Below are 22,133 nucleotides of genomic sequence, written 5' to 3'. Positions count from 1 at the left end.
CATCCAACCAACGGCGGTCCGGGGGGTACTACACGACGGCCAGCGGGAGCATGTTGGGGATCACCGGGGACGGCAGGTCGGACGAGCCGGTCAGGAAGCGGTCCACCGCGTTGGCCACCGAACGGCCCTCCGCGATCGCCCACACGACCAGGGACGCGCCGCGGTGCGCGTCACCGCAGACGAACACACCGGGCGACTGGGTCTGCCAGTCCGAGCCGCACGAGATCGTGCCGCGCGAGGTGAGCTGGATGCCCAGCCCGTCCAGCAGCGGCATGTGCTCGACGCCCTCGAAGCCGATGGCCAGCAGCACCAGGTCCGCCGGCAGCACCTCGACCTCCTCGGAGGTCGGCACGACCTGGCGACGACCGGAGGCGTCCTTCTCCACCCGCACCTTGCGCAGCTGGATCTGCCGCACGTGGCCCTCGTCGTCACCGACGAACTTCTCCACCGCGACCGCGAACTTCCGCTCCCCCGCCTCCTCGTGCGCGGGGTAGGTGCGCAGGATCCACGGCCACACCGGCCACGGCGAGCGCGCGTCGTCCCGAGTGGACGGTGGCATGGGGTACTGGTCGAGCTGGAGCACCGACGCCGCGCCCTGCCGGGACGCCGTGCCGTAGCAGTCCGCGCCGGTGTCGCCGCCGCCGATGATCACGACGTGCTTGCCCGCCGCGTCGATCGCGGGCGGTCCGTCGCCCTCGCACGCCCGGTTCGCGGGCACCAGGTGCTCCATCGCCAGGTGCACGCCCCGCAGCGAACGGCCCGGCGTCGTGGTGTCGTCACGGCCCCGCAGCGCGCCCACCGCGAGCACCACCGCGTCGAACTCCGAGCGCAGCTCCTCGACCGTGAGGTCCACCCCGACCTCGCAGCCGGTGACGAACTTCGTGCCCTCCTTGCGCAGCTGCGCGAGCCGCCGGTCGAGGACCTTCTTCTCCATCTTGAACTCGGGGATGCCGTAGCGGAGCAGCCCGCCGAGCCGGTCGTCCCGCTCGAACACGGTGACCTCGTGGCCCGCGCGGGTGAGCTGCTGGGCCGCGGCGAGCCCGGCCGGGCCGGAACCGACGACCGCGACCTTGCGTCCCGACGACACGTGCGACTGGGTGGGCGGCACGAGCCCCTGCTCCCACGACACGTCGGCGATGGTCTGCTCGACCCGCTTGATCGCGACCGCGCCGCCCGCGTCGTGGCTGATCGCCAGCACGCACGCCGCCTCGCACGGCGCGGGGCACAGCCGGCCGGTGAACTCGGGGAAGTTGTTCGTCGCGTGCAACCGGTCCGACGCGGACTCCCAGTCGCCCCGGCGCACCAGGTCGTTCCACTCGGGGATCAGGTTGCCCAGCGGACACCCGGCCGACCCGGAGTGGCAGAACGGGATGCCGCAGTCCATGCACCGCGTCGCCTGGACGCGCACCTCACCGTCCCGCCGCTCCGCCGGGACGTCCTGGTACACCTCGTTCCAGTCGTCCAGCCGTTCGGCGGCGGGCCGCTTCTTGGCGTCGGCGCGGGAGTGCTTGAGGAAACCGTACGGGTCAGCCACGGGAGGCCTCCATGATCGCCTGGTCGACGTCCCTGCCTTCCGCGCGGGCGAGCCTCATCGCTTCGAGCACGCGCTGGTAGTCACCGGGCATGACCTTGGTGAACGACGCGGAACGCCGGGTCCAGTCGCCGAGCAGCGACGCGGCCACCGCCGAACCGGTGAGCTGGTGGTGGCGTTCCACCACGTCGCGCAGCCAGCGCAGGTCCTCCGCACCGGGCCGCTGGAGCTCGACCATGGCGGTGTTGACCGCCGCCGGGTCGAGTTCCAGCACGTACGCGATGCCGCCGGACATGCCCGCGGCGAGGTTGCGGCCGGTCGGCCCGAGCACCACGGCCCGGCCACCGGTCATGTACTCGAACGCGTGGTCGCCCACGCCCTCGGCGACGGCCAGCGCGCCCGAGTTGCGCACGCAGAACCGCTCGCCGACCCGTCCGCGCAGGAAGATCTCGCCGGACGTCGCGCCGTAGCCGATCACGTTGCCCGCGATGACCTGCCGCTCGGCCGCGAACGGCGCGTCGGGGTGCGGGCGGACGACGATCCGGCCGCCGGACAGGCCCTTGCCGACGTAGTCGTTGGCGTCGCCGATCATCTCCAGCGTGATGCCGCGCGGGATGAACGCGCCCAGCGACTGGCCGGCCGAACCGGTGAACGTCACGTGGATCGTGTCGTCGGGCAGGCCGTCGCCGCCGAACCGGCGCGTCACCTCGGCGCCGAGCAGCGTGCCGACGGTGCGGTTGACGTTGCGCAGCGGCAGTTCCAGCCGCACCGGGCGGGCGTCGTTGAGCGCGGCGTCGGCGAGCTGGAGCAGCGTGCGGTCCAACGCCTGGGCCAGGCCGTGGTCCTGCTCGCGCACCTTGCGCTTGGCCGTGCGGTACGGCGTCTCGGGCACCTCGAACACCGGGGTCAGGTCCAGCCCGGCCGCCTTCCAGTGGTCGATCGCCTCGTCGGTCTTCAGCAGCTCGGCGTGGCCCACGGCCTCGTCGATCGTGCGGAAACCCAGCGACGCCAACAGCTCGCGGACCTCCTGGGCGACGAACTCGAAGAACGCCACCACGTGGTCGGCCTGACCGGTGTAGCGCTTGCGCAGCTCCGGGTTCTGCGTGGCCACGCCGACCGGGCAGGTGTCCAGGTGGCAGACCCGCATCATCACGCAGCCCGCGACGATCAGCGGCGCGGTGGCGAAGCCGAACTCCTCCGCGCCCAGCAGCGCGGCCACCACCACGTCGCGGCCGGTGCGCAGCGCGCCGTCGACCTGCACCGTGATCCGGTCGCGCAAACCGTTGAGCAGCAACGTCTGCTGCGTCTCGGCGAGGCCGATCTCCCACGGCGTGCCCGCGTGCTTGAGCGAGTTGAGCGGTGACGCGCCGGTGCCGCCGTCGTGGCCGGAGATCAGCACCACGTCCGCGTGCGCCTTCGCCACGCCCGCCGCGACCGTGCCGACGCCGACCTCGCTGACCAGCTTCACGTGCACGCGGGCCTGCTCGTTGGCGTTCTTCAGGTCGTGGATCAGCTGGGCCAGGTCCTCGATGGAGTAGATGTCGTGGTGCGGCGGCGGGGAGATCAGGCCCACGCCCGGCGTGGAGTGCCGGGTCCGCGCGATCCACGGGTACACCTTGTAGCCGGGCAGCTGGCCGCCCTCGCCCGGCTTCGCGCCCTGCGCCATCTTGATCTGGATGTCGCTGGCGTTGACCAGGTACTCGCTGGTGACGCCGAACCGGCCGGACGCCACCTGCTTGACCGCGCTGCGCCGCTCCGGGTCGTACAGGCGCTCGGGGTCCTCGCCGCCCTCGCCGCTGTTGGACCGGCCGCCGAGCCGGTTCATCGCGATGGCCAGCGTCTCGTGCGCCTCCGCCGAGATCGACCCATACGACATGGCACCGGTGTTGAACCGCTTGACGATCGACGAGACCGGCTCGACCTCGTCGATCGGGATCGGCGTGCGGCCCTCGGCGGCGAACGAGAACAGGCCGCGCAGCGTGCCGCCCTGCCGGGACAGCCGCTCCACCTCGTCGGTGTAGCGCCGGTAGACGTCCTGCTTGCCGGTCTTGGTGGCGTGCTGGAGCAGGAACACCGTCTCCGGCGTGAACAGGTGCAGCTCGCCCTCGCGGCGGTAGGCGTACTCGCCGCCCACCTCCAGCCGGCGGTGCACCCGGTCGGTCGGGTTGTCCGGGTGGGCGCGGCGGTGCCGCAGCGCCACCTCCTCCGCCAGCACGTCCAGGCCGGCGCCACCGAGCTTGGACACCGTGCCGGTGAAGTACTCGTCCAGCAGGTCCGTCGACAGGCCGACGGCCTCGAACACCTGCGCCGCGGTGTACGCGCCGACGGTCGAGATCCCCATCTTGGACATGATCTTCAACGTGCCCTTGACCAGCGCCGTCACGTAGTTCCGCACGGCCTTGCGCGGCTCGATGCCGGTCACCGCGCCGGTGCTGATCATGTCTTCGATCGTCTCGAACGCCAGGTACGGGTTCACCGCGGCGGCGCCGTAGCTCAGCAGCGCGGCGATGTGGTGCACCTCGCGGGCGTCACCGGTCTCCACGACCAGCGCCACGCGCAACCGCTCCTTGGTGCGCACCAGGTGGTGGTGCACCGCGGACACCAGCAGCAGCGACGGGATCGGCGCCATCCGGTGGTCGGAGTCGCGGTCGGACAGCACGAGCGTGCGCGCGCCGTTCGCGATCGCCTCGGACGCCTCGCGGCGCACCCGCTCGATCGCCGCCGCCAGCGCCGCCCCGCCACCGTCCACTTCGTACAGGCCGGACAGGACCGTGCACGCGAAGCCCGGCAGGTCGCCGTCGTCGTTGATGTGGATGAGCTTGGCCAGCTCGTCGTTGTCGATCACCGGGTAGGTCAGCTTGATGTGCCGGCAGCTGACCGGTCCGGGTTCCAGCAGGTTCTGCTCCGGGCCCATCACCCGCGACACGCTGGTGACGATCTCCTCGCGGATCGCGTCCAGCGGCGGGTTCGTGACCTGGGCGAAGTTCTGCACGAAGTAGTCGTAGAGCAGCCGGGAGCGCTGCGAGAGCGCCGCCACCGGCGTGTCGGTGCCCATCGAGCCGAGCGGCTCCGCGCCCACCACCGACATCGGGGCGAGCAGGATCCGCAGCTCCTCCTCGGTGTAGCCGAACGTGAGCTGGCGCCGCACCACGGACTCGTGGCTCTGCACCACGTGCTCCCGGTCGGCCAGGTCGGCCAGCTCCAGCAGACCCGCGTGCAACCACTCGTCGTAGGGCAGCTCGTCGGCCAGCTTCGCCTTGACCTCGTCGTCCTCGACCAGGCGACCCTCGACCGTGTCGACGAGGAACATCCTGCCCGGCTGGAGGCGGCCCTTGGCCACCACCTGGTCCGGCGGGACGTCCAGCACACCGGTCTCCGAGGCCAGCACCACGCGGCCGTCGGCGGTCTGCCACCAGCGGGCCGGGCGCAGGCCGTTGCGGTCGAGCACCGCGCCGACCACCGCGCCGTCGGTGAAGGTGACGCACGCCGGGCCGTCCCACGGCTCCATCAGGCTCGCGTGGAACTCGTAGAACGCGCGGCGCTTCGGGTCCATCGAGATGTGGTTCTCCCACGCCTCCGGGATCATCATCAGCACCGCGTGCGGCAGGCTCCGGCCGCCCAGGTGCAGCAGCTCCAGCACCTCGTCGAAGCTCGCCGAGTCCGAGCCCTCCGGGTGGCAGATCGGGAACAGCCGGGTCAGGTCGCCCGGGATGAGGTCGGAGGCCAGCAGCGCCTCACGGGCCCGCATCCGGTTCCGGTTGCCCCGCACGGTGTTGATCTCACCGTTGTGGGCGACGTACCGGAACGGGTGCGCCAGCGGCCACGACGGGAACGTGTTGGTGGAGAAGCGGGAGTGGACCAGGGCGATCGCGCTGGCCAACCGCTCGTCGCGCAGGTCGGGGAAGAACGCGGGCAGCTGGCCCGTGGTCAGCATGCCCTTGTAGACGATCGTCCGGCACGACAGCGACGGGAAGTACGTGCCGACGCCCGCCGCCGCGCTCTCGTGCTCCACCCGCTTGCGCAGGGCGAAGGTGAGGCGGTCCAGCTCGACGTCCCGCCGACCGGTCTCGCTCCGCACGAGCAGCATCGCGAAGTGCGGCATCACCGAACGGGCGGTCGGACCCACACCCGCGTGGTCGGCCGCGGTCGGCACGTCGCGCCAGCCCAGGACCTCCAGGCCCTCCTCGGCGGCGACCCGCCCGGCCAGCTCGACGGCCTTCGCGCGGTCCTCCGCGTCGGCGGGCAGGAACGCGATGCCGGCCGCGTAGGCGCCCGCCTCCGGCAGCTCGAAGTCCAGCACCTCGCGCAGGAACGCGTCCGGCAGTTGCAGCAGGATCCCGGCGCCGTCGCCGCTGGTCGGTTCGGCGCCCGCGGCGCCCCGGTGCTCCAGGTTGGCCAGCGCGGTGAGCGCGTCGACGACGATGTCGTGCGAGCGCCGGCCCTTGATGTCGGCGACCATCGCCACACCGCAAGCGTCACGTTCCGCGGCGGGGTCGTAGAGCCCCTGCGGGGACGGGATGGCGGAGAAGATCACTGCGCAGACCTCCTTCGTCGTCCTTGGTGAAAGAACGAGTCCTCGTGTCCAGGTCCTGGAATCCGGGTGCTGGGCACGGGACGACGATGGCCCGCGTGTTGACGCGACTTTAACAGTCGCGAAACCGAACCACACCATCCTTCGGGTGATCTAGGTCCGCGACTCGTAACGATTCGAGACGGCCGAGCGATATCCCGGCCGGCTTGTTACGCGTTGTTAAGCATAACCGAGCCGGCGCCGTCGCGCGCGTCGGTGAGAGCTTGCCAACACGCTCCGCTACCCCTGTTACCGCTGGTGAGCCCCCGTGCCGCCGTTCGGTAAACGACGGCACGGGGGCTGCGTGGTCAGGCCGGGGAGGAGTCAGCGGCTACCGGCCCCGACGGTTTCACGCTCCGTGATGTCGTCGTCACCGTGCTGACGTTCCATCAGGGCGTCCACGTCCACTTGAGACGGGTTGTCCATCACCTCGCGCAACCGATCGCGGTCCAACTGGCCCTGCCAGCGGGCCACCACGAGGGTGCCGACGCCGTTGCCGATGACGTTGGTGATCGCCCGCGCCTCGGACATGAACCGGTCGATGCCCACGATCAGCGCGATGCCGACCGCCGGGATCGCGCTGTTGCCCTCGAACGCGCTCAGCGACGCCGCCAACGTGACCAGGCCCGCGCCCGTCACACCCGCCGCGCCCTTGCTGGCCAGCAGCATGAACAGCAGCAGCCCCACCTGGGTGCCCAGACCCACCTCCGTGCCCGTCGCCTGGGCGATGAAGATCGCGCCCATGGTCAGGTAGATGCACGTGCCGTCCAGGTTGAACGAGTAGCCGGTCGGGATGGTCAGGCCCACCACCGACTTGTCCGCGCCCGCCGCCTCCAGCTTCACCAGCATCCGCGGCAGCACCGTCTCCGACGACGACGTGCCGAGCACGATCAGCAGCTCGTCCTTGATGTAGCGCAGGAACTTGAAGATCGAGAACCCCGCGTACAGCGACACACCGCCGAGCACGACCAGGATGAACAGCAGGCACGTCGCGTAGAACGAGCCCATCAGCCACGCCAGCTTGCCCAGGATCGAGCCGCCGAACTTGCCGATCGTGTAGGCGATGCCGCCGAACGCGCCGATCGGCGCCGCGTACATGACGATCTTGATGACGCCGAACATCACCTTGGCGACGGTGTCCAGCGCGGACACCACCTTCTCGCCGCGCTTGCCCATGCCCGCCACGGCCACCGCGACCAGGATCGCGATCACGAGCACCTGGATGAGCTGGCCGTCGGTGAACGCGCCCAGGAACGACTTCGGCACCAGGCCGAGGATGAAGCCGGTGACGCCGGTCTCGGCCGTCTTCGCGTCGGCGAGCGTCTTGTCCGCCGCGTCGTCGTTGATCGGGATCGACGCGCCGTGGTGGCCCGGCTGCACCAGGTTGACCACGATGAGGCCGATCGCGAGCGCCGCCGTGGTCATCGCGGTGAAGTACAGGATGGTCCGCAACGCCAGACCGCCCGCCTTGGCCAGGTTGCCCAGGCCCGCGATGCCGACCACGACGGTGCAGAAGATCGTCGGCGCGATGACGACCTTCACCAGGGCGATGAAGAAGTCGGCCATCCACTTCATGCCCGAGGCCTGTGCGGGGAAGGCGTACCCGACGACAACGCCGAGCACGATCGACACCAACACCCAGAAGTAGAGGTGCTTGTAGATCGGTTTGCGCTCGCGTGCTTGCGCGCTGACCACGTCTCCTCCAAGGGGGACCGCGTTGGGAGTTGGTTGGTGATCCTGAGCACAGTGCGGCGGCACGACAAGGAGCAGGGCCGAAACTTCAGATCCCTCTGACGTAACACTGCGTTCACCCGGCCTTACCCGGGCACTGCTCCCGCCTGGGACTGGGTGCGCCGGGCTCGGCGGAGCTAGGCTGCGGTCGTGCAGGTGTCCCGGCGCTCGGTGCTGCTGGCCGCCCTGGCGGCGGGCGTTCCCGCCTGTACGCCCGCGCCCACCGTGGACCTGCCGGAACTGGTCCTCGCGACCGGGCCCGACGGTGCCGTGTTCCGGGAGATCGGCGGCGCGCTGGCGGAGGCTTTGGCCGACCAGCTGCCCGCGACCCGGGTGGTCGAGCGGCACACGGCGGCGTCGGTGGAGAACGTGCGCCTGCTGCGCGAGGGCCAGGTCCACCTGGGACTGTCCTCTTTGGATCCACTGGTGGACGGGGCGTTGCTCAGCGCGGAGGACCCGGGCGGCATCAGCGCCGTGGGTCGGTTGTACGACAGCTTCATGCAGATCGCCGTGCCCGCCGACTCGCCGCTGCGGACGTTGTCGGACCTGGCCGGGCGGACGGTCTCGTTCGGGCCGTCGGAGTCGGGCACGGAGTTCACCGCGACGCGCCTGCTGTCGTTGCTGGAGATCGACGTGGACGCGCGGCGGATGGCGCACGCCGATGCGGCGGAGGAACTCGTCGCCGGATCACTGGACGCGTTCTTGGCGCTGACCGGCATCCCGACCCCGGCGATCGCCGACACCCTCCACGACTTCCCGCTGAGGCTGCTCGACCTGCCCGTCGAGGCCGAGCGCCTGGCGGAGGCCTACCCGGGCCCTTACGTGCCCGCCACCATCCCGGCCACCACCTACGGCAACCTCGGCCCGTGCCACACGTTCGCCGTGCCGAACCTGCTGCTGGCCAGGTCGGCCCTGGACGCCGACGTGGTCGAGGTCGTGACAAGGACCGTGTTCACCGAATCGTCCCGAATCGCCGCCGGCCACCCCGAGGCCAGCCGGATCAACGTGCGAACGGGCATCGCCACGGGTCAGGTGCCACTGCACAAGGGCGCCGAACGCTGGTTCCGCGCCACCAAACGCTAGCTCCCCCCGACCCCCCATATCCCATGCTCCCCACCCCGCCCCAGGTTGCACCCACGGCCCCAACGCCACACATAGGTGCGAACCACCCGTCGATGGGCAACTATCCCCACCACTTTTTCGTTGCCGGAAGAGAAGGAGGCGGCCAAGGCGAACACCAGTGCAGGAGACCAGACGACCACACCCACCACCCCACCTCCCTCACCACTCGCCCACTCACCCTCACCCTGCTCATCCCGACCGACCACCGACCCAGCCACACCGACCGCGACCGACCGCGCCAACCCGATCGACCCAACCCGATCGACCCAGTCCGACCAGACAACAGACCGACCTCACCAGGCAGGGCAGCGGGCCGACAGCAGGCAGGTCACGCACAGCGTGGTCAGACGTGCCGGCAGGCGGCATGGGCAAGCCGGGCAGGCACCCGAGCCATGCGCCATGCAGTCAGGGCCCGGCAGTCAGGCAGTCGGCTCCAGGTGGTCAGGGGCCGGGTGGTCAGGGGCCGGGTGGTCGGGTGCTGAGGCGGATCACGGCGTCCAGGCCGTGTGGCTCGACGGGGCGGAGGGCTAGTTCGCCGCCGGCCGAGGCGATCAGTTCGGCGCAGATGGCCAGGCCCAGGCCTGTGCCGGCGATGTTCTGGTGACGTGGCGCGCGCCAGAACCGGCTCAGGGCGGCGGCTCGTTCGTCGGTCGACAGGCCGGTGCCGTCGTCGGTCACGTGCAGTTCCACCTGGTCGTCGGCGGTGTTGCCCCACACCTTCACCTGTGTGCCCCCGGACAGCCTGATCGCGTTGCCGACCAGCTCGTCCAGCACGCTGCCGAGGCCGCCGGGTGGTTCCAGGACGCGCAGGCCCGGGGGGACGGCGACGGTCAGGCGAATGTCGCCCGCCAGCGCCCGCCAGCCGGGGACGTGGGTGGCCAGCAGGTTGTCCACGTCGACCGGCTCGGCGGCGGAGGCGCTGTCCAGGCGGGTGGCGGCCAGGAGGGTGTCCAGGACGCGGCCCATTTCCTCGGCCTCGTCGACGGCTATGCGTTGCGCCTCGCGGCCCGCGTCGTCGGTGACGTGGGGTGCCAGGTTGTCCACCGCCAGGCGCAGGCTGGCCAGCGGGTTGCGGAGTTGGTGGGACGCGTCCGACACGAACGCCCGCTGTCGGCGCAGCGCCCGGCCGACGACGTCGACCATCGCGTTGAAGCTCGCGGCCAGCCGGCGCAGTTCCGGGGGGCCGCCCAGCTCGTCCGCACGGGCGTCCAGCTGGCCACCCGCGACGGCGGCGGTGGCCTCGTCCAGTTTGCGCACCGGGCGCAGGACCCAGCGCGACATCGGCCACGCGACGGCGACCACGCCGAGCATGGGCACGAGGCCGACCAGGGCCAGCACGCCCCACTGGCGCAGGATCGCGGACCTCAGGCCGTCGGTCGGGGAGATCGTGACCACGGCCGCGACGACCTCGCTGTCGCGCCCGACCGGCTCGACCACGACCAGGTTCACCCGCTCCCACGGCCACACCGACTGGTCGGTCTCGCCCCGGTACCCGCCGAACGCCGCCCGCAGACCGACCTCGACGTGCGGGTCGTCCAACGGGAACGGCCGGCGTGACGATTCGAGCACCGCACCGTCGGTGCCGACCAGCGCGGCCGAGATGCCGTACAGCTGGTCGTAGCGCACCAGCTCCTCCCGCAACGCGGTCAGGCGCCCCGACGCCAGGGCGTTCTCGGCCAGCGACGCGAACCGGCTCGCGTCACCCAATCGGTCGAGGTAGGTCTCCTGGCTCTCGCGCTGCACGACCGCGAACGCGAGCGGCACGCCCAGGGCGGCGACCAGGGCGACCAGCAGCGGCACGATGAGGACCAGCAGGCGGCGCAGCACGCGGAGGCAACCTCCTGTGGGTGACGTGCGTCATGTCGTCTGCGGGCTGTCCGGCCCGCGAGAGGGGGAATGAGCATGCTACGCAAGGTTGCGCTGTTACTCGCGGCGGTGACCGCGATGGCGGTGGTGGCGCCGGTGGCCGCGTCGGCGTCGACGGCCGGGGCTGCTTCGGTGGCGAGGGCCGCCGCGTGCACGCCGGTCACCTGGGGGTCGGGGCCGAAGTACGCGTCCCAGACCACGACCGGGTTGTTGACGAACATCCGCGCCGGTCGGCAGGAGTGCTACGACCGGCTGGTGTTCGACTTCACCGGGGTGAACGACGGTTACACAGTGCAGTACGTGCCCGAGGTGACGCACGAGGGTTCGGGCAAGCCGGTGCCGTTGCGGGGTGTCGGCAAGTTGCAGATCACGGTGAACTCGCCGGCCTACGACCAGGACGGCAACCCGACCTACACCTACCCGAACGGGTCGGAGCTGGTGGACGTCACGGGTTACCAGACGTTCCGGCAGGTCGCGTGGGCCGGGTCGTTCGAGGGGCAGACGACGGTGGGGCTGGGCGTGCGCGCGCTGCTGCCGTTCCGGGTGTTCACGTTGTCGAACCGGGTCGTGGTGGACGTCGCCCACGTGTGGTGATCACGGGTCGGGGGTGTGGGCCGCCACCCGGTAGCCCACACCCCTGATCGTCTCGATGCGCAGGGCGTGGCCGAGCTTGCCGCGCAGGGCGGCGATGTGGGTGTCGAGGGTGCGTGAGGGCGCTTCCCAGTGGGCCTGCCACACCTGGTCCACGATGAGGTCGCGGCTGACGACGGTGCCGGCCCGGCCGACGAGCAGGGCGAGCAGGTCGAATTCCTTGCGGGTGAGCGGTACGGGTTCGCCGTTGACGCGGGCTTCGCGGCCGGCGGGGTCGAGGGTGAGCGGGCCGAGGGTGACCTCGCGCTCGCGTTCGGCGGCACGTGCGGCGCGGGTGCGGCGGAGCACCGCCTCGATGCGGGCCAGGAGTTCGGCGGTGCCGAACGGTTTCACCACGTAGTCGTCGGCGCCCAGGCGCAGGCCGAGGACTCGTTCGCGTTCTTCGCCGCGCGCGGTGACGGTGATGATCGCGGTGCCGGTGCGGTGGCGGAGTTCGCGCAGCACGTCGAGGCCGTCGCGGTCGGGCAGGCCGAGGTCGAGCAGCACGACGTCCGCCGGTGGTGCGGTGAGGGCCGCGGCGGCCGTGGCCACGCGGTGCACCTCGTAGCCGGCGTGCCGGAGTGCGGTGAGGAGTCCACGCGCCACCCGGTCGTCATCTTCGACGACGAGGATGCGCATGGCGGCTACTTGTCCGGCTTGTCGCCGGTGTCCGCGGGCTGGTCGGGTGCCGTCTTGGTGTCGGGGACGGTCGTCTGCTCGGAGGCGGCGAGGTCCGTTCCGGGCTCGTCGGAGGCGTCCTGGGAACCGGGTGGTTCGGTGACGGCCTCCTCGCGCACGATGACCTCGCGGTCGCCCTTCTTGGCGGCGAGGAGGAAGTACACGACGGCGCCGATGAACACGACGACCGACGTGATGACGTTGATGCGCAGGCCGAACACCTGGGTGGCCGGGTCGGTGCGCATCATCTCGATCCAGAACCGGCCGGCCGTGTAGCCCGCGACGTACAGCGCGAACACGCGACCGTGGCCGAGCCGGAACTTGCGGTCGGCCCACACGATGAGCAGCGCGACGCCGAGGCACCACAGCATTTCGTAGAGGAACGTGGGGTGCACGATCTCGATCGGCGTGTGGTCCCGCACGACGCCGCCGAGGTCGTCCTTGAAGCCGGTGACCGGGTTCTCGCGCTCGTAGATCTCCAGTCCCCACGGCAGCGTGGTGGGACCGCCGTGGAGCTCCTGGTTGAAGTAGTTGCCGAGGCGGCCGACGCCCTGCGCGGCGACGATGCCGGGCGCGAGCGCGTCCGCCATCGCGGGCAGCGGGATGCCCTTGCGCCGGCACGCGATCCACGCGCCCACGCCACCCAGTGCGATGGCGCCCCAGATGCCGAGGCCGCCGTTCCAGATGGCCAGGGCTTCGAGCGGGTTGCGGCCCTCTCCGAAGTACTTGTCGTAGTCCGTCGCAACGTGGTAGAGCCGCCCGCCGACCAGGCCGAACGGGACCGCGAAGACGGCGATGTCGGTGACCTCGCCCTTCAGGCCGCCGCGGGCGACCCAGCGGCGTTCACCCCACCAGATGGCCAGGATGATGCCGAGGATGATGCACAGCGCGTAGGCGCGGATCGGGATCGGCCCCAGGTGCCACACGCCCTGGTCGGGGCTGGGGATCGTCGCGAGGTAAGTCGTCACCACGGCCACCACCGTAGTGGGTGCGGCCGTTCGTCCTACGGCGACAGCTCGATTGTTACCGGGAAGGGTCGCACGAGCTTCAGCACGCCGCCCTCGCTGCGCGCGGACTCGACGTACTCCCCGGCTGCCAACTCGAACATCGTCGCGGTCACCTCGCCGTCCTTCGGGTCCACGACCAGGTAGAACGGCACGCCTGCCTGCGCATACAGCTTCCGCTTCAGCACGAGGTCGCTGACGCTGCCGCTCGGTGAGAGCACTTCTCCCGCCACCACCAGGGCCGCCACCGGAAGCAGCAAGCCGTCTTCGCCCGTGACGTTGACGGTGAAGTCGGGGATGAGCATCCGGTCGGGGGACAGCAGGACGTTCACTCCCGGCAGGGCCTCCCACCCGACCGGTGACGCGGCTCAGCGCCATCGTGGTGGAGGCGACCGCTCGCTGGTGCGGGTACATCCCCAGTGGGCTCACCAGGAGCGACCCGTCGACGAGTTCGACTCGTTGGAAGGTGTCTTCGGGGAGCGCCATGACGTCGGCCAACGTCCACGGACCGTGGTGGTCGAGGATCGGATGCTCGTAGTCGGTGGTCATGGGGGCCAGCATGCCGACGACCACCGACAGAACGACGCCACGAGAGCCGCCGAACGGACTAGTTCACTCGAACGTGCGTGCTACACGGCTGCTGCCGCTTGGCGCACCCCACTGGCCAACTCCTCGGTCAGCGCCGCCACGGTGTCGTCCTCCACGGCGGACACGAAGGCCGAGCCCACGATCACACCGTCCGCGAACGCCGCCAGTTCCGCCGCCTGTGCCCCGTTGCGCACGCCGAGCCCCACACCGATCGGCATGTCGGTGTGCTCACGCACCCGCTTGACCAGCGCCGGAGCCGCCGACGACACCACGTCGCGCGCCCCCGTCACGCCCATCACGGACGTCGCGTACAGGAACCCGCGCGACGACCGCGCCGTCAGGGAGATCCGCTCCTCCGTGGACGAGGGCGCGACCAGGAAGATCCGGTCGAGGTCGTGGGCGTCCGTCGCCGCGATCCACTCGGCGCCCTCGTCGGGCACGAGGTCGGGCGTGATGACACCCAGCCCGCCGGCCGCCGCGAGGTCCCGCGCGAACCGGTCCACCCCGTACGCGAGCACCGGGTTCCAGTACGTCATCACGACCGCGCGCCCACCGGCCGCCGCGACCGACTCGACCACGCCGAACAGGTCCCGCACCCGGAACCCGCCGCGCAACGCCCGCTCGGCCGCGCGCTGGATGGTGGGGCCGTCCATGACGGGGTCGGAGAACGGCAGGCCGACCTCCACCAGGTCGCACCCGGACGACACCATCGTCCGCAGCACGTCCTTGGAGCCCTCGACGGTGGGGTAGCCGGCGGGCAGGTACCCGATCAGGGCCGCCCGCGACTCCGCCCGACAAGCCGAGAAAACCGGTTCAAGCCTGCTCACGACTCCACCCCCAGCCCGAACCACTTGATCGCGGTGTCCATGTCCTTGTCGCCGCGCCCGGACAGGTTGACCAGGATCAACCCGTCCGGCCCGAGCTCGCGGCCCAGCACCAGCGCGCCGGCCAGGGCGTGCGCCGACTCGACCGCCGGGATGATGCCCTCCTCGCGCGACAGCAGCGCGAACGCCTCCATCGCCTGGGCGTCGGTCACCGGCCGGTACTCCGCCCGTCCGCTGTCCTTGAGGAACGCGTGCTCGGGTCCGACGCCGGGGTAGTCCAGGCCCGCGGAGATGGAGTGGGCCTCGGCGATCTGGCCGTCGGAGTCCTGGAGCACGTAGGACATCGCGCCGTGCAGCGACCCGGGCGTGCCCGCGGTCAGCGTCGCGCCGTGCCGGTCGGTGTCGATGCCGTCGCCGCCGGGCTCCAGGCCGACCAGCCGCACGGACGGGTCGTCGATGAAGCCGTGGAAGATGCCGATGGCGTTGGACCCGCCGCCCACGCACGCGGCGACGACGTCGGGCAGCCGACCGGCCTTCTCCAGGATCTGCTCGCGCGCCTCGATGCCGATGATCCGGTGGAAGTCGCGCACGAGCACCGGGAACGGGTGCGGTCCGGCGGCGGTGCCGAGCAGGTAGTGGGTGTCGTCCACGTTGGCGACCCAGTCGCGCAGGGCTTCGTTGATGGCGTCCTTCAACGTGCGCGAGCCGTTCTTCACCGGGATGACCTTCGCGCCGAGCAGCCGCATCCGGGCCACGTTCAGCGCCTGCCGCTCGGTGTCGACCTCGCCCATGTAGACGACGCAGTCCAGGCCCATCAACGCGCAGGCGGTGGCGGTGGCCACGCCGTGCTGGCCCGCGCCGGTCTCGGCGATGACCCGCTTCTTGCCCATGCGCTTGGTGAGCAGCGCCTGGCCCAGCACGTTGTTGATCTTGTGCGAGCCGGTGTGGTTGAGGTCCTCGCGCTTGAGGAACACCCGCGCGCCGCCCGCGTGGGCGGCGAACTTCGGCGCCTCGGTGAGCAGCGACGGGCGACCGGCGAAGTCGCGCAGCAGCCGGGCGAACTCGTCGAGGAACTCCGGGTCGACCCGCGCCTTCTCGTAGAACGCGGCGAGCTCGTCCACGGCGGCGATGAGCGCTTCCGGCATGAACCGGCCGCCCCACGGCCCGAAGTGGCCCCGCTCGTCCGGGTCGTGGGGTGTCGGAGCCAACTGGCCGCGCGCCATGCGCTCTCCTTCGCGTGCGTAACCGACCGGCGGGGTCTGGCCGGCTGTGCTTATCGGCTGGGCCGGGGACACGCGGGGTGCGACCCCGCCGTCACCAGCTTGTTCACCGCGACCTTGGGGTCGCCGCTGGTCACCAGGCTCTCGCCGACCAGCACCGCGTCGGCGCCGGCGCCCGCGTAGGCCATCAGGTCGCCCGGCCCGGTCACCCCGGACTCGGCGATCTTGATGGTGTCGAAGGGCAGGCCGGGCGCGATCCGGCCGAACACGTCCTTGTCGACGTCCAGCGTGTGCAGGTTGCGGGCGTTCACGCCGATGACGCTCGCACCGGCCTCCAGCGCGCGGTCGGCCTCCTCGGCCGTGTGCACCTCGACCAGGGCGGTCATGCCGAGCGACTCGACCCGGTCGAGCAGCGACACCAGCGCGTTCTGCTCCAACGCCGCCACGATCAGCAGCACCAGGTCGGCGCCGTGCAGGCGTGCCTCGTGCACCTGGTAGGGGCTGACGATGAAGTCCTTGCGCAGCAGGGGGACGCCCACCGCCGCGCGCACCGCGTCGAAGTCCGCCAGCGACCCGCCGAACCGGCGCTGCTCGGTCAGCACGCTGATCGCCCGCGCGCCGCCCAGCTCGTACTGCGCGGCGAGTTCCGCGGGCTCCGGGATGTCGGCCAGCTGCCCCTTGGACGGGCTGCGCCGCTTGACCTCGGCGATGACGCCGACGCCCGGCGAGCGCAGGATCGACATCACGTCCTGCGCCGGCGGCACCTTCGCCGCCTTCTCCCTGAGCACGTCGAAGGGCAGTGCCGCCTCGCGCTCGGCGAGGTCTTCGCGGACGCCCTCGATGATCGACTCCAGCACGGTCATCCGAGCACCTCGCTCGACTCCGTCAGACCTTCCGGTTCAGTCGCAAGCTCCCGCACGTCATGCTCCCCTTCCCGCCACGAGGATGCTAACCCCGCCGCGAACCGCGTCCGGCCACCGGGTAGGCCCGTTCTCGCAGATGACCAGGGCACTTGCGAGCCGACGTGCGCAAACGTGCGCCGCCGGTGCGTCAGCCGGCCGTCAGCGCGAGGTCAGTCCCGCCGCGTGGGATCGTCGCCGCGCTCCAGCGCGTTCCACAGCTCGCGCTCGGGATCGGCGGTCCGCTTGGCCGCGCCGGGCGTCTGGTAGCCGCCTCCCAGGCGTGGCATGGCCGAACCGCGCACGACGAGCAGCAGGCCCGCGCAGACCACCAGCGCCGCGGCCACGAGCACGAGGCCCCGGCCGGTCGTCGGCCCCTCGGCGTCCACCCCTTGGAACGCCACCGCCGCGCCCGCCAGGAGCACCACCCCGCCGAGCACTCGCCGCACCCAGCCGCTCAACGCCACCGCAGCGGCGATGGCGGCCAGGCATAGCAACGCCAACGGGGTCAGCGCGGGCACGACGTCGGCGCCGCTTCGGTCCGCCGAAGGGTCCCAGGTCAGGCCGGCCGCGCCCCACAGCGCCACCGCGCCGAGCAGCAGCAGCGCCACCACGATCCACAGTGGACGCCTGCCCGGTCGGGCGACGGGGGTGTCAGACACGGGCCGGGTCCACCGCCGGGGCCATGGTCTGCGCGGTCGCGATCGCCGAGAGCACCGCGCCCGCCTTGTTCAGGCACTCGTTGTCCTCGGCGACCGGGTCCGAGTCGGCCACGATGCCACCGCCCGCCTGCACGTACGCCACGCCGTCGCGCACCAGGGCGGTCCGGATGGCGATCGCGGTGTCGGCGTCCCCCGCGAAGTCCAGGTAGCCGACGACGCCGCCGTACAGGCCGCGCCGGGTCGGCTCCAGCTCCTCGATCAGCTCCATCGCCCGCGGCTTGGGCGCGCCGGACAGGGTGCCCGCCGGGAAGCACGCCGCGACCGCGTCGAACGCCGTGCGGCCCTCGGCGAGCTCGCCGCTGACCGTGGACACGATGTGCATGACGTGGCTGTACCGCTCGACCTTGAAGAAGTCGACCACGGTCACCGAACCGGGCTTGCACACCCGGCCCAGGTCGTTGCGGCCCAGGTCGACCAGCATCAGGTGCTCGGCCCGTTCCTTGTGGTCGGCCAGCAGGTCCTTCTCCAGCAGGGCGTCTTCCTCGTCGTCGACGCCCCTCCACCGGGTGCCCGCGATCGGGTGTGTGGTGGCTTTGCCGTCGCGCACGGTCACCAACGACTCCGGGCTGCAGCCGACGATGTCGAAGTCGTCCAACCGCAGCAGGTACATGTACGGGCTGGGGTTGGACGTGCGCAGCACGCGGTAGATGTCGAGCGGGTCGGCGGTGGTGCGCATCTCGAACCGCTGCGACAGCACGACCTGGAACGCCTCGCCGGCGCGGATGGCCTCCTTGGCCTGCTCCACCACGGCGTAGTGCTCCTGCTGCGTGCGGCGGCGGAGGAACTCCGGCTTGGGCCGCGCGAACACCGCGACCGTGGGCGGCGCGGGGCTCTGCAGGTCCTGCGTCATCACGTCGAGGCGGGCCACCGCGTCGTCGTACGCGGCGTCCACGCGCTCCGGCGAGTCGTCCCAGTTGATGGCGTTGGCGATGAGCGTGACGGTGCCCTCGTGGTGGTCCAGCGCGGCCAGGTCGGTGGCCAGCAGCATCACCAGCTCCGGCACCTTCAGGTCGTCCTCGGCGAGCGACGGCAGCCGTTCCAGCCGCCGCACGGCGTCGTAGCCGATGTAGCCGACCATCCCGCCGGTCAACGGGGGCAGGCCGGGCAGCGGGTCGGTGCGCAGCACCTCGATGGTCTCGCGCAGCGCCGCCAGCGGGTCGCCGCCCTCGGGCAGGCCGACCGGGTGCGGGCCCTGCCAGAACGCCTCGCCGCCGGTCGCGGTCAGCGCGCCCGCGCTGCGCGCGCCCACGAACGACCAGCGCGACCAGGAGCGGCCGTTCTCGGCCGACTCGAACAGGAACGTGCCCGGCCGGTCCGCCGCGAGCTTGCGGTACAGCCCGACGGGCGTCTCCGCGTCCGCCAGCAGCCGCCGCACCACCGGGATGACCCGCCGCTGGGCGGCGAGCTCGCGGAACTCCTCGCGCGTCGGGCTGACCTCGCCCAGACCCGCACCTGCACCGATGACGCTCACCATGGGCGACATTGTGCCGGTTGCGCCTATACGGGGGTTCGGCCGGGCTCTATTTCAACGCACGTTGAAAAACGGCGGGGCGTCCCGCATGATGATGGCGTGAACCCGAGCGGGAACCAAACCGAGCCCAAGCGCCGCGGTCGGCGGTCGGGCGGCGAGGACACCAAGGCCGCGCTGCTGGCCGCCGCGCGGGAGGTGTTCGTCGAGCGCGGCTACGAGGGCGCCACGGTCCGGTCCATCGCCGCGCGGGCCGGGGTGGACGCGGCGATGGTCAACCACTGGTTCGGCGGCAAGGAAGGCCTGTTCGCCAAGGCCGTGCTCCAGGTGCCGCTCGACCCGAACGAGCTGATCGGACGGCTGCTGGACGGTCCGGACGAGGAGATCGGCGAACGGATCGTGCGCAACTTCCTCGGCGTGTGGGACCCCATCGGCGGCGGCCAGTTCGCCGCGCTGATGCGCAGCGTCACCGCGCACGAGCAGGTCGCCGAGGTGCTCCGCGAGTTCTTCGTGCACACGTTGCTGAAGCGGCTGGTGACGCACCTCGACGTGCCCGACGGCGAGCTGCGCGCGACGCTGCTGGCCAGCCAGATCTTCGGCATGGGCATGGTCCGCTACGTGGTCAGGTTCGAGCCGTTCGCCTCGGCGGACGTGGAGACGATGGTCAAGGCCATCGCGCCCAACCTCCAGCGCTACCTGACCGGCGACATCGGCTGAGCGCCCGGCCGGCGGGTCAGTCGGCCGGTCAGTCGGCCGGGCCGAGCAGCACCGCGGCGTCGAAGCAGGTCGCGTCGCCGGTGTGGCAGGCCGCGCCGACCTGGTCGACGACCAGCAGCACCGCGTCGCCGTCGCAGTCCAGCCGCACCTCGTGCACGTACTGCGTGTGCCCGGACGTCTCGCCCTTCACCCACAGCTGCTGCCGGCTGCGCGAGTAGTACGTGGCCCGGCGGGTGGTGAGCGTGCGGTGCAGGGCCTCGTCGTCCATCCACGCCACCATCAGCACCTCCCCGGTGCCGCGCCGCTGCGCCACGGCGCACACCAGGCCGTCGGCGGTGCGCTTCAGGCGGGACGCGATGGACGGGTCGAGCGCGCTGGTCAACGCTGTCCTCCGAGGAAGTGGAGTCGGGCGGGACGGGTGTTGAGCATCACCACGGCGTAGACGTGGACCGCGGAGAGCACACCGGACAGCACGCGGACCCACACCGGCCCCTGGTTGAGCACCGCCAGCAGGTGGATCAACGCCACCAGGGCGAACACCAGCGCGGCGGTCAGCCGGGCCGGGCGCAGGCCCGCCACCAGGCCGCCCACCACCAGCAGCTCCACCACCGCGACGAGCACCGGGAACCTGATCCACGCCGGGTCGCCGTCGATCTGCCACTGGACCAACCCCATGAGCACGAACGCCAGGGCGCCGGCCGCGCCGATCAGGGTCGCGACGAACGCCTCGACGGGCGCGTTGCGCGGGCCGAACATCAGCGCACCTCCACGCCGGCGGCACGCAGGCCCCGCTTCACGTCGCCGATGCGCAACGTGCCGAAGTGGAACACGCTGGCCGCGAGCACGGCGTCCGCGCCCTCGGCCACCGCGGGCGGGAAGTGCTCGACCACGCCCGCGCCGCCGCTGGCGATCAACGGCACGTCGACCACCTCGCGGGTCAGCCGGATCAGCTCCAGGTCGAAGCCCGCCTTGGTGCCGTCGGCGTCCATGGAGTTCAGCAGGATCTCGCCGACGCCCAGCTCCTGGCCCCGTGCGGCCCACTCGACCGCGTCGATGCCGGTGCCCTTGCGCCCGCCGTGCGTGGTGACCTCGAACCCCGACGGGGTGGGCCGCTCGCCCTCCGGCACGCGCCGCGCGTCCACCGACAGCACGATGCACTGGGCGCCGAACCGGCGGGACAGCTCGCCGAGCAGCTCCGGCCGGGTGATCGCGGCCGTGTTCACGCTCACCTTGTCCGCGCCCGCGCGGAGCAGCTTGTCCACGTCGTCGGCGCTGCGGACGCCGCCGCCCACGGTCAGCGGGATGAACACCTGCTCCGCCGTGCGCCTGACCACGTCGAACGTGGTCTCGCGGTCGCTGGACGACGCCGTCACGTCCAGGAAGGTCAGCTCGTCGGCGCCCTCGGCGTCGTAGGCCCGCGCCAGCTCGACCGGGTCGCCCGCGTCGACGAGGTTGGTGAAGTTCACGCCCTTCACCACCCGGCCCCGGTCGACGTCCAGGCAGGGGATCACGCGCACCGCAACCGACATGGGCAAAAGCCTACGGGTGCGCCCTGACCGGCCGGCTTCCGGTGCCTGGGCGTTCAACTCGGGGGTCCTGGACGTAGGACACGCGCGTGCTGAACGCAGGACACGCGGGGGCTGAACGTACGACTCACGGGACGTGAACGTAGGACTCACACGACTGGGTGGGCGACGTGGCGGCAAAAGTGTGGTTCACTTGTGGAGGTCGCAAGTTTTGTGTTCGTGTCATCCACGCTCGCGAAACATTGTTTGAGCGTGTGATTCCTCAGGGTCAGCGTTTGGACCGGCCCCAGCGGGTGCGTTCGCCCCGTTGGTAGCTGTATGAGGAGTACAAAGATGGCGCAGGGCACCGTGAAGTGGTTCAACTCGGAGAAGGGCTTCGGCTTCATCTCCCCCGAGGATGGCGGCGCGGACGTGTTCGTCCACTACTCGGAGATCCAGAGCGGCGGCTACCGCAGCCTGGAAGAGAACCAGCGGGTGAGCTTCGATGTCGGCCAGGGTGCCAAGGGCCCCCAGGCGACGAACGTGACGGTCATCTGACCTGAGCGTGACCGGAAGAGCCCCGTTCCCCTCGTGGGAGCGGGGCTCTTCCGCATCCCCACCGACGGCTGACGATCCCCGCCAACGGCTAACGTTGCCGGTCATGGACCTCGCGACCGGCAAGTACCTGTTGCTGACCACCTTCCGCAAGGACGGCACCGCCGTGCCGACACCGGTCTGGGTGGCCGGCACGAACGGCACGCTCTACGTGTGGTCGGCCGCCGACGCGGGCAAGGTCAAGCGCATCCGCCGCAGCGGCGACGTCCAGATCGGACCGTGCGACTTCAAGGGCAAGCCCACCGGCGCGCAGGTCCCGGCCACCGCGCGGCTGCTCGACCGGGCGGGCAGCGACCGCGTGCGGTCCCTCATCGCCCGGAAGTACGGCGTGGTGGGCAGGCTCTCACTGCTGGGCAGCCGGATCCGCCGGGGCCGCGAGGGCACCATCGGCATCGCGATCGACCCGGCCTAGCCACCGTCAACCCGAGGTTGACCCCGCTGGA

General features: G+C 71.3%; 20 protein-coding genes. 5 read left to right on the top strand and 15 right to left on the bottom strand.

What is annotated here, in order from left to right:
* Positions 1–28 precede the first annotated feature (28 nt).
* From ACYVLT_RS21800 to dctA, 3 genes are all read right to left on the bottom strand, one after another.
* On the bottom strand, positions 29–1,534 hold the full coding sequence (locus ACYVLT_RS21800; RefSeq protein ID WP_461122010.1) for a glutamate synthase subunit beta: 1,506 nt from the start codon (positions 1,532–1,534) through the stop codon (positions 29–31).
* The gene (gltB, locus tag ACYVLT_RS21795; RefSeq protein ID WP_461122009.1) at positions 1,527–6,065 is read right to left on the bottom strand and encodes a glutamate synthase large subunit; all 4,539 of its coding nucleotides are present in this window, start codon (positions 6,063–6,065) and stop codon (positions 1,527–1,529) included. Before gltB ends, ACYVLT_RS21800 begins: the two co-directional genes overlap by 8 nt.
* A 360-nt stretch (positions 6,066–6,425) precedes the next feature.
* A complete protein-coding gene (gene dctA / locus ACYVLT_RS21790) occupies positions 6,426–7,796 on the bottom strand; it encodes a C4-dicarboxylate transporter DctA (RefSeq protein WP_461122008.1) in 1,371 nt (456 codons plus the stop codon).
* Between the two features lie 186 nt (positions 7,797–7,982).
* Here dctA and ACYVLT_RS21785 point away from each other — a divergent pair, with 186 nt between their 5' ends.
* Positions 7,983–8,915: a TAXI family TRAP transporter solute-binding subunit gene (locus ACYVLT_RS21785; RefSeq protein WP_461122007.1), complete on the top strand. Its 933-nt coding sequence runs from the start codon at positions 7,983–7,985 to the stop codon at positions 8,913–8,915.
* Between the two features lie 495 nt (positions 8,916–9,410).
* Here the strand turns inward: ACYVLT_RS21785 and ACYVLT_RS21780 are convergent, their stop codons facing one another.
* On the bottom strand, positions 9,411–10,781 hold the full coding sequence (locus tag ACYVLT_RS21780) for a sensor histidine kinase (RefSeq protein WP_461122006.1): 1,371 nt from the start codon (positions 10,779–10,781) through the stop codon (positions 9,411–9,413).
* Between the two features lie 75 nt (positions 10,782–10,856).
* On the opposite strand from ACYVLT_RS21780, the gene ACYVLT_RS21775 reads away from it, so the two are divergent.
* The gene (locus ACYVLT_RS21775) at positions 10,857–11,414 is read left to right on the top strand and encodes an AMIN-like domain-containing (lipo)protein (RefSeq protein ID WP_461122005.1); all 558 of its coding nucleotides are present in this window, start codon (positions 10,857–10,859) and stop codon (positions 11,412–11,414) included.
* On the opposite strand, the gene ACYVLT_RS21770 is transcribed toward ACYVLT_RS21775, so the two are convergent.
* The 8 genes from ACYVLT_RS21770 to ACYVLT_RS21735 form a co-directional block, all read right to left on the bottom strand.
* On the bottom strand, positions 11,415–12,089 hold the full coding sequence (locus ACYVLT_RS21770; RefSeq protein ID WP_461122004.1) for a response regulator transcription factor: 675 nt from the start codon (positions 12,087–12,089) through the stop codon (positions 11,415–11,417).
* A gap of 5 nt (positions 12,090–12,094) precedes the next feature.
* Complete coding sequence (lgt, locus tag ACYVLT_RS21765) at positions 12,095–13,096, bottom strand: prolipoprotein diacylglyceryl transferase (RefSeq protein ID WP_461122003.1); 1,002 nt, start codon at positions 13,094–13,096, stop codon at positions 12,095–12,097.
* Between the two features lie 35 nt (positions 13,097–13,131).
* Positions 13,132–13,464, bottom strand: coding sequence for a Uma2 family endonuclease (locus ACYVLT_RS21760; RefSeq protein WP_461122002.1), 333 nt, complete (start codon positions 13,462–13,464; stop codon positions 13,132–13,134).
* Positions 13,465–13,761: 297 nt separating this feature from the next.
* Positions 13,762–14,547, bottom strand: a complete 786-nt coding sequence (gene trpA / locus ACYVLT_RS21755) for a tryptophan synthase subunit alpha (protein WP_360459443.1) — start codon at positions 14,545–14,547, stop codon at positions 13,762–13,764.
* On the bottom strand, positions 14,544–15,767 hold the full coding sequence (gene trpB / locus ACYVLT_RS21750) for a tryptophan synthase subunit beta (RefSeq protein ID WP_360459441.1): 1,224 nt from the start codon (positions 15,765–15,767) through the stop codon (positions 14,544–14,546). Before trpB ends, trpA begins: the two co-directional genes overlap by 4 nt.
* 50 nt (positions 15,768–15,817) lie before the next feature.
* Complete coding sequence (gene trpC, locus ACYVLT_RS21745; RefSeq protein WP_461122001.1) at positions 15,818–16,627, bottom strand: indole-3-glycerol phosphate synthase TrpC; 810 nt, start codon at positions 16,625–16,627, stop codon at positions 15,818–15,820.
* 209 nt (positions 16,628–16,836) lie between these two features.
* On the bottom strand, positions 16,837–17,325 hold the full coding sequence (locus ACYVLT_RS21740; RefSeq protein ID WP_461122000.1) for a Trp biosynthesis-associated membrane protein: 489 nt from the start codon (positions 17,323–17,325) through the stop codon (positions 16,837–16,839).
* Entirely contained in the window at positions 17,318–18,859 is a 1,542-nt protein-coding gene (locus ACYVLT_RS21735; RefSeq protein ID WP_461121999.1) for an anthranilate synthase component I, read from the bottom strand. The genes ACYVLT_RS21740 and ACYVLT_RS21735 overlap by 8 nt, the downstream gene beginning before the upstream one ends.
* Before the next feature lie 96 nt (positions 18,860–18,955).
* On the opposite strand from ACYVLT_RS21735, the gene ACYVLT_RS21730 reads away from it, so the two are divergent.
* A complete protein-coding gene (locus tag ACYVLT_RS21730; RefSeq protein ID WP_461121998.1) occupies positions 18,956–19,570 on the top strand; it encodes a TetR/AcrR family transcriptional regulator in 615 nt (204 codons plus the stop codon).
* A 28-nt stretch (positions 19,571–19,598) separates the two neighbouring features.
* Here ACYVLT_RS21730 and hisI read toward each other — a convergent pair whose 3' ends face one another.
* From hisI to hisF, 3 genes are read right to left on the bottom strand one after another with little or no spacing between them, the layout of a single operon-like run.
* On the bottom strand, positions 19,599–19,952 hold the full coding sequence (gene hisI / locus ACYVLT_RS21725; RefSeq protein WP_461121997.1) for a phosphoribosyl-AMP cyclohydrolase: 354 nt from the start codon (positions 19,950–19,952) through the stop codon (positions 19,599–19,601).
* A complete protein-coding gene (locus ACYVLT_RS21720) occupies positions 19,949–20,326 on the bottom strand; it encodes a hypothetical protein (protein ID WP_461121996.1) in 378 nt (125 codons plus the stop codon). The genes hisI and ACYVLT_RS21720 overlap by 4 nt, the downstream gene beginning before the upstream one ends.
* On the bottom strand, positions 20,326–21,099 hold the full coding sequence (hisF, locus tag ACYVLT_RS21715) for an imidazole glycerol phosphate synthase subunit HisF (RefSeq protein WP_461121995.1): 774 nt from the start codon (positions 21,097–21,099) through the stop codon (positions 20,326–20,328). The genes ACYVLT_RS21720 and hisF overlap by 1 nt, the downstream gene beginning before the upstream one ends.
* A 330-nt stretch (positions 21,100–21,429) precedes the next feature.
* Between hisF and ACYVLT_RS21710 the strand changes: the two genes are divergently transcribed.
* A complete protein-coding gene (locus tag ACYVLT_RS21710) occupies positions 21,430–21,633 on the top strand; it encodes a cold-shock protein (protein WP_033437808.1) in 204 nt (67 codons plus the stop codon).
* A gap of 103 nt (positions 21,634–21,736) precedes the next feature.
* Positions 21,737–22,102: a PPOX class F420-dependent oxidoreductase gene (locus ACYVLT_RS21705; protein WP_461121994.1), complete on the top strand. Its 366-nt coding sequence runs from the start codon at positions 21,737–21,739 to the stop codon at positions 22,100–22,102.
* The last annotated feature ends 31 nt before the right edge of the window (positions 22,103–22,133 follow it).

The sequence above is a fragment of the Saccharothrix stipae genome (assembly GCF_054781895.1).
This window is presented reverse-complemented; position numbering and strand designations above follow the sequence as displayed.

Excerpts from the sequence above, each read along its gene's own strand:
- ACYVLT_RS21720 (WP_461121996.1), bottom strand. The coding sequence starts at position 20,326 with ATGTTCGGCCCGCGCAACGCGCCCGTCGAGGCGTTCGTCGCGACCCTG.
- hisF (WP_461121995.1), bottom strand. The coding sequence starts at position 21,099 with ATGTCGGTTGCGGTGCGCGTGATCCCCTGCCTGGACGTCGACCGGGGC.
- ACYVLT_RS21775 (WP_461122005.1), top strand. The coding sequence starts at position 10,857 with ATGCTACGCAAGGTTGCGCTGTTACTCGCGGCGGTGACCGCGATGGCG.
- ACYVLT_RS21770 (WP_461122004.1), bottom strand. The coding sequence starts at position 12,089 with ATGCGCATCCTCGTCGTCGAAGATGACGACCGGGTGGCGCGTGGACTC.
- trpC (WP_461122001.1), bottom strand. The coding sequence starts at position 16,627 with ATGACCGTGCTGGAGTCGATCATCGAGGGCGTCCGCGAAGACCTCGCC.
- ACYVLT_RS21735 (WP_461121999.1), bottom strand. The coding sequence starts at position 18,859 with ATGGTGAGCGTCATCGGTGCAGGTGCGGGTCTGGGCGAGGTCAGCCCG.
- ACYVLT_RS21705 (WP_461121994.1), top strand. The coding sequence starts at position 21,737 with ATGGACCTCGCGACCGGCAAGTACCTGTTGCTGACCACCTTCCGCAAG.
- trpB (WP_360459441.1), bottom strand. The coding sequence starts at position 15,767 with ATGGCGCGCGGCCAGTTGGCTCCGACACCCCACGACCCGGACGAGCGG.
- ACYVLT_RS21710 (WP_033437808.1), top strand. The coding sequence starts at position 21,430 with ATGGCGCAGGGCACCGTGAAGTGGTTCAACTCGGAGAAGGGCTTCGGC.